General features: G+C 40.3%; 9 protein-coding genes. 2 read left to right on the top strand and 7 right to left on the bottom strand.

The genetic code is table 11. The annotated features are described in order from the left end of the window. Window positions 1-132: transposase (locus tag BLQ57_RS20425; protein ID WP_139162847.1), on the top strand; the 132-nt coding region annotated here is incomplete at its 5' end. 215 nt (window positions 133-347) lie between these two features. Here BLQ57_RS20425 and rplT read toward each other — a convergent pair. The 7 genes from rplT to BLQ57_RS20390 form a co-directional block, all read right to left on the bottom strand. Then, window positions 348-692, bottom strand: coding sequence for a 50S ribosomal protein L20 (rplT, locus tag BLQ57_RS20420; RefSeq protein WP_087941464.1), 345 nt, complete (start codon window positions 690-692; stop codon window positions 348-350). Window positions 693-794: 102 nt separating this feature from the next. After that, on the bottom strand, window positions 795-989 hold the full coding sequence (rpmI, locus tag BLQ57_RS20415) for a 50S ribosomal protein L35 (RefSeq protein ID WP_087941465.1): 195 nt from the start codon (window positions 987-989) through the stop codon (window positions 795-797). A gap of 24 nt (window positions 990-1,013) precedes the next feature. Next, window positions 1,014-1,565 carry a translation initiation factor IF-3 gene (infC, locus tag BLQ57_RS20410; RefSeq protein WP_087941466.1) on the bottom strand — a complete coding sequence of 184 codons (552 nt, stop codon included), beginning with the start codon at window positions 1,563-1,565 and terminating at the stop codon, window positions 1,014-1,016. A gap of 83 nt (window positions 1,566-1,648) precedes the next feature. Then, on the bottom strand, window positions 1,649-3,598 hold the full coding sequence (gene thrS, locus BLQ57_RS20405) for a threonine--tRNA ligase (RefSeq protein ID WP_087941467.1): 1,950 nt from the start codon (window positions 3,596-3,598) through the stop codon (window positions 1,649-1,651). Window positions 3,599-3,757: 159 nt separating this feature from the next. Next, window positions 3,758-4,081 (bottom strand): type II toxin-antitoxin system RelE/ParE family toxin, encoded by a 324-nt coding sequence (locus tag BLQ57_RS20400; protein ID WP_087941468.1) that lies wholly within the window; start codon window positions 4,079-4,081, stop codon window positions 3,758-3,760. After that, on the bottom strand, window positions 4,063-4,305 hold the full coding sequence (locus BLQ57_RS20395; RefSeq protein WP_087941469.1) for a hypothetical protein: 243 nt from the start codon (window positions 4,303-4,305) through the stop codon (window positions 4,063-4,065). Before BLQ57_RS20395 ends, BLQ57_RS20400 begins: the two co-directional genes overlap by 19 nt. Window positions 4,306-4,608: 303 nt before the next feature. After that, window positions 4,609-4,992, bottom strand: a complete 384-nt coding sequence (locus BLQ57_RS20390; protein WP_087941470.1) for a hypothetical protein — start codon at window positions 4,990-4,992, stop codon at window positions 4,609-4,611. A gap of 136 nt (window positions 4,993-5,128) precedes the next feature. On the opposite strand from BLQ57_RS20390, the gene BLQ57_RS20385 reads away from it, so the two are divergent. Next, window positions 5,129-5,352: transposase (locus tag BLQ57_RS20385; protein WP_139162690.1), on the top strand; the 224-nt coding region annotated here is incomplete at its 3' end.

Genomic DNA, 5,352 nt, shown 5'->3' with positions numbered 1-5,352 from the left:
GTAGAACCTGTTTTCGGAAACCTCAAGTTCAACAAAGGCAGAGGCAGATTCATGCTCAGAGGTAAGGAAAAAGTAGCTATCGAAACTGGTCTGCTGGTCATCGCACACAACTTGGCCAAGATGGTCCGATGAGCCATTTTAAAGCCCGGTTTTTGTCCATTAAGCCGTGGAAATACTGCATAGTAACTCCTTTACCAAAAATCAACACCGAAACCCGAAGTTGAACAGAGGTCAAAAAAATAAAGGCCGAAAATCAGTAAATCGGCCTCTACACTCTAAAAAAGGCTGCCTTAAACTTTTTAACCAGTTTTGAGACAGCCTCTTCTGCAAAATAAGGTGTGCCTACCTTATTTTACTCTTTCAACTACAGCTTTGAATGCCTCGGGATGATTCATTGCCAAATCCGCCAAAACCTTACGGTTAAGCTCGATATCAGCTTTTTTCAACATTCCCATAAATTGAGAGTAGGAAATACCATGCTCACGAGCACCAGCATTGATACGCTGAATCCACAATGCTCTGAATTCACGCTTCTTTGCTTTTCTGTCTCTGTATGCATACTGAAGACCTTTCTCATACTTGTTTTTCGCTACAGTCCACACGTTTTTACCTCTTCCGAAGTAACCTTTGGTGGCCTTTAGGATTTTCTTTCTTCTTGCTCTTGACGCTACCGCGTTTACCGATCTAGGCATAGTTTGTTGTTTTTTGACACTTGGTGTTCTGAATTGTCAGAATCTTTTGTACCATAGCATCTGGTGAATAAATAAACCTTAATTAATTGATGGACAGATTGATCAGATTCTCAACATGTCACGTACTCTGCCCTCATCAGACTCGTGAACCAAACCAGTTTTGGTCAAGTTTCGCTTTCTTTTGGTGGCTTTCTTCGTAAGGATGTGGCTTTTGAAAGCGTGTTTCCTTTTGATTTTACCGGTTCCCGTTAAGGCAAACCGTTTTTTTGCACTTGATTTAGTTTTTACTTTAGGCATCTTACTGTATTTATTTAGTTGAAATTATTTCTTTGACTGCTTCGGTGCGATGAAAATATTCATTCGCTTTCCTTCCAATTTAGGCAACTGTTCCACAGCACCGTATTCTTCTAAAGCCTGAGCAAATTTCAATAAAAGCATCTCTCCTCTTTCTTTGAAGACAATACTTCTACCTACAAAGTGCACATAAGCTTTTACTTTGGCACCTTCTTTTAAGAAACTGATGGCATGCTTCAATTTAAAATTAAAATCATGATCATCAGTATTAGGACCAAAGCGAATTTCCTTCAAAACAACTTTGGCAGCATTGGCCTTGATCTCCTTTTGTTTTTTCTTTTGCTCGTATTTAAACTTCGCGTAATCCAAAATTTTACATACGGGAGGATTGACACTGGGGGAAATCTCTACTAGATCCAAATCATTCTCCTCGGCAAGCTTAATGGCTTTATCCGTGGGCATTACCGCGTTTCCTCCTTCTACAAAATCCCCTACTACGCGTACTTCTCTGGCTCTGATTCTTTGATTTACCTTGTATGGTTCTTCTTGTCGACCTCTGTGTGGTTGTCTGTCTCTCAAGTTAGCTGTTGTTGTTTTGTGAAATTGACTGCAAATATCGGAATTATTTTTAATCGAAAAAAGCGGAATAAAATTTTACCAACTTATTCCTTACTCAATGAATCTGAAATAATCCCCTGAAAATACTTAATAAACTCCTCGATTGAGTAGTTACCTAGGTCTCCTTCTCCATGCTTTCTCACAGATAGCACTCTATTTTCTTGCTCCTTTTCTCCTACAATAAGCATAAAAGGCACTTTTTTCACTTCAGAATCTCTGATCTTTCGACCAATCTTTTCATCGCGATTGTCAATGCTTCCGGTAATTCCAGCATCTTCCAACAAGGATTTAACTTCCTCAGCGTAAGTGATGAATTTTTCAGAAATCGGAAGAATATTAATTTGCTCCGGTGAAAGCCAAAGCGGGAAGTTACCTGCACAATGCTCAATCAATACTGCAACAAATCGCTCTAGCGATCCAAATGGCGCACGGTGAATCATCACCGGTCTATGCTTGGCATTGTCCGAACCGATGTATTCCAATTCAAATCGCTCAGGTAGGTTGTAATCTACCTGAATGGTCCCCAACTGCCATTTTCTACCCAACGCATCTTTGACCATGAAGTCAAGCTTAGGGCCATAAAATGCCGCTTCCCCTAATTCGGTGACAGTTTCCAAGCCTTTTTCGGCTGCCGCTTCGATAATCGCAGCTTCGGCTTTGGCCCAAGCCTCGTCCGTTCCGATGTATTTCTGCTTGTTTTCGGGATCACGAAGTGAAATCTGGGCAGTGTAATCTTCAAAGCCCAAAGCTTTAAATACATAAAGCACCAAATCGATCACTTTGATAAATTCTTCCTTTACCTGCTCGGGACGACAGAAAATATGGGCATCATCTTGAGTAAATCCTCTCACTCGCGTCAATCCATGCAATTCCCCACTTTGCTCGTAGCGATAGACCGTTCCAAACTCAGCATAGCGAATCGGTAAGTCCTTGTACGATCTTGGCTTATGCTTGTAGATTTCGCAGTGATGCGGACAGTTCATCGGTTTCAGCAAAAACTCCTCCCCTTCATGAGGAGTATGAATCGGCTGAAAGGAATCCTTTCCGTATTTTTCATAATGACCGGAGGTCTCATAAAGCACTTTGTGCCCGATATGAGGTGTGGTCACTTGCTCGTATCCTGATTTGTCTTGGGCTTTTTTCATAAAAGCGACCAATCGCTCCCGCAAAAGTGTCCCCTTGGGCAACCAAAGCGGAAGCCCCTGCCCTACTTTTTCTGAAAAAGTAAACAGCTCCAATTCCCTTCCAATCTTGCGATGATCCCGCTTTTTAGCTTCTTCCAAAAGAGTAAGGTATTCCTGCAGCTCTTTGGCTTTAGGGAAAGTGACCCCGTAGATACGGGTTAGCATTTTCCGCTTTTCGTCCCCTCTCCAATAAGCTCCGGCTATATTGGTCAGCTTGACCGCTTTGATAAAACCGGTATTGGGAATATGAGGACCACGGCAAAGATCCGTGAAATTGCCCTGCTCATAAAAAGTTATCGAACCGTCTTCCAATCCTTCCAGAAGATCCAGTTTGTACTCGTCGCCTTTTTCTTGATAGTAAGCGATGGCGTCTTTCTTTGAAATCGCTTTTCGGACATACTCATTTTTTTCCCGGGCCAGTTCGATCATTTTTTGCTCGATCTTTTCTAACTCCGATCCATCCAAGGTGTGATCGCCAAAATCTACATCGTAGTAAAATCCCGTTTCGATCGGCGGGCCGATACCGAACTTGATTCCAGGATAGAGCGCTTCCAAAGCTTCAGCCAATAAGTGGGCGGAAGAATGCCAAAAGGTGTTTTTTCCTTCTCCGTCATTCCAGGTCAATAATTGAAGCTTTGAATCTTCTTCAATTGATCTAGTGGCATCCCACACCTGACCGTTGACTTTTGCGGCTAGGACATTCCGGGCTAAACCCTCGCTGATACTGGCAGCAATCTGTAGTCCGGTAGTTCCTTTTTCGTACTCCCTTTCCGAACCGTCCGGAAGGGTAATTTTAATGGGTTGTGACATAAAATAAATAAGCCTTTACAAACAGGCGTTTGGTTTAAGATGCAAATATGCGAAGAGTGATCACAAAGGAAAAATTTAGGCGAAAGGAATGTGTAAATCAATTTTGAATATCCAGCGGATTTTGTAAAAGTCTGACTTCTGAAAAAGCCAAAAACTGTCTTATTTACTTTCTTTTGACTTTTTTAAGGCACTAAAAAGTTCCTTGGGGTCTTGACGATTGTCCCAAAATGCCACAATGGTGATTTGAAGGCCATCAACTTTGTAATAGATACTAAAATTACCTATAGGAGCGACCCTTACCCCATTGAATTCTGTGGACTTGTAAATAAATGGTCTTTTGGATAGTTGCCTTGTTTTCTTTGAAACTAAATCTAAAAGTTTTTTTGAGTAGGTGGTGGACTTATTTCGATTAACCCAATATTCTAAAACACCGATAAATTGAAGATCTGCTGTTTTTGTCCAAATTACAATGCGTTTAGCCATTCCAGATTTCTTTTGTCCATGGCTTCTTGTGAAATTAACTTCCCATTTTTAATATCCTCCTCACTCATTTCCAACATCTTCTTTTGATCTTCTGTCAATTTTGACATTTCGAATACTGAAGAATCAGAAGAAATCAGCTGATCCAAGGCTTGCAAAAAATCCTTATTATTGATAGAGAGAATTTTCTCAATTAGTCCATTTCGTAAACTGTCAACTGTAGCCATTTTAATTTAATTTTATAGCTTAAAATTCGGCATTTTTTAATTTAATACCAATTCAGCAACGATATCAATATCGAAGAATAGACTTTGTTAAAAGATTTTCTAATAAAATCCACTCAAACGATTCAAAAACTCTTCCCAAAACTTAGTCCGGCCCAATAAGGATTGAAGGACCAATTTCCTCCTGTTATTGGCGGAAAGTCAATAATTGGCGTATAACCCAATCTAAAAAAGAATCCACCTTCCGGTTTTTGGTACCTGTATCCGACTCTAAGAGGAATGAAGGCGTCAATAACCACTATATCTCTATACCCAATCGTTTCCGAAACTAAATCTAAGCTTGTGCCTAAGTAGGGGGTAAACCCAATTCCCATTTCCAGGTGATGATTTGACTTTCCGTAAAAGGCTGTCATCTCCAAAAGGAACTGTAGGAAGCCAAGTAGTCCTCGAATCTAATTTTTCATGCCTCCACATAGAAAAACCTGCACTGGCACTTAGCTTTAGCTTCCCTTTTTGATGGAAAATCTTGCTGTAGTTAACTGCATATCTTCCAGAGCTCCCTCCAAATTCAAAATAAACCGCTTTTTTTGCGGTGAGGGTTCCGGGTTCGGTCTGAGCTGTTGCCCCTAAAGAAATAGCGAAGGCAAGAACCAAAAAAAAGATAAACGAGGATTTATATTGCAGATACATTGCTTTTTAATTTTACAGAATATGAATATCCGCAAAGTCACCAGTAGCCAAATAAGTTCTTTTTGACAGTTGGTGTCAATTGCTTTATTAAGGGTTTAACTCGATTTAAATTAGGTCAAAATAAACGGTTTTGACCATGAATATTATCAATTTCATTAATCGGTTTCCTGACGAGGCTTCCTGTGTTGAATTCATCAAATCACAAAGGATCAAGCAAGGAATCATCTGTAAGAAATGTACTGGAATCAAGCATTATTGGCTTGAAAACAAGCTTTCTTTTCAATGTGCTTCCTGTGGATTTAGAACCAGTATCAAGAGCGGTACAGTGATGCAGAGCAGTAATTTATCGATCAGGACTTG

It is taken from the genome of Algoriphagus faecimaris (genome assembly GCF_900101705.1).
GTDB classification, from domain to species: Bacteria; Bacteroidota; Bacteroidia; order Cytophagales; family Cyclobacteriaceae; genus Algoriphagus; species Algoriphagus faecimaris.
The sequence above is the reverse complement of the archived record's forward strand: the minus strand, read 5'-3'. Positions and strand labels throughout refer to the sequence as shown.

Excerpts from the sequence above, each read along its gene's own strand:
- BLQ57_RS20400 (WP_087941468.1), bottom strand. The coding sequence starts at position 4,081 with ATGGCTAAACGCATTGTAATTTGGACAAAAACAGCAGATCTTCAATTT.
- rpmI (WP_087941465.1), bottom strand. The coding sequence starts at position 989 with ATGCCTAAAGTAAAAACTAAATCAAGTGCAAAAAAACGGTTTGCCTTA.
- BLQ57_RS20395 (WP_087941469.1), bottom strand. The coding sequence starts at position 4,305 with ATGGCTACAGTTGACAGTTTACGAAATGGACTAATTGAGAAAATTCTC.
- thrS (WP_087941467.1), bottom strand. The coding sequence starts at position 3,598 with ATGTCACAACCCATTAAAATTACCCTTCCGGACGGTTCGGAAAGGGAG.
- rplT (WP_087941464.1), bottom strand. The coding sequence starts at position 692 with ATGCCTAGATCGGTAAACGCGGTAGCGTCAAGAGCAAGAAGAAAGAAA.
- BLQ57_RS20390 (WP_087941470.1), bottom strand. The coding sequence starts at position 4,992 with ATGTATCTGCAATATAAATCCTCGTTTATCTTTTTTTTGGTTCTTGCC.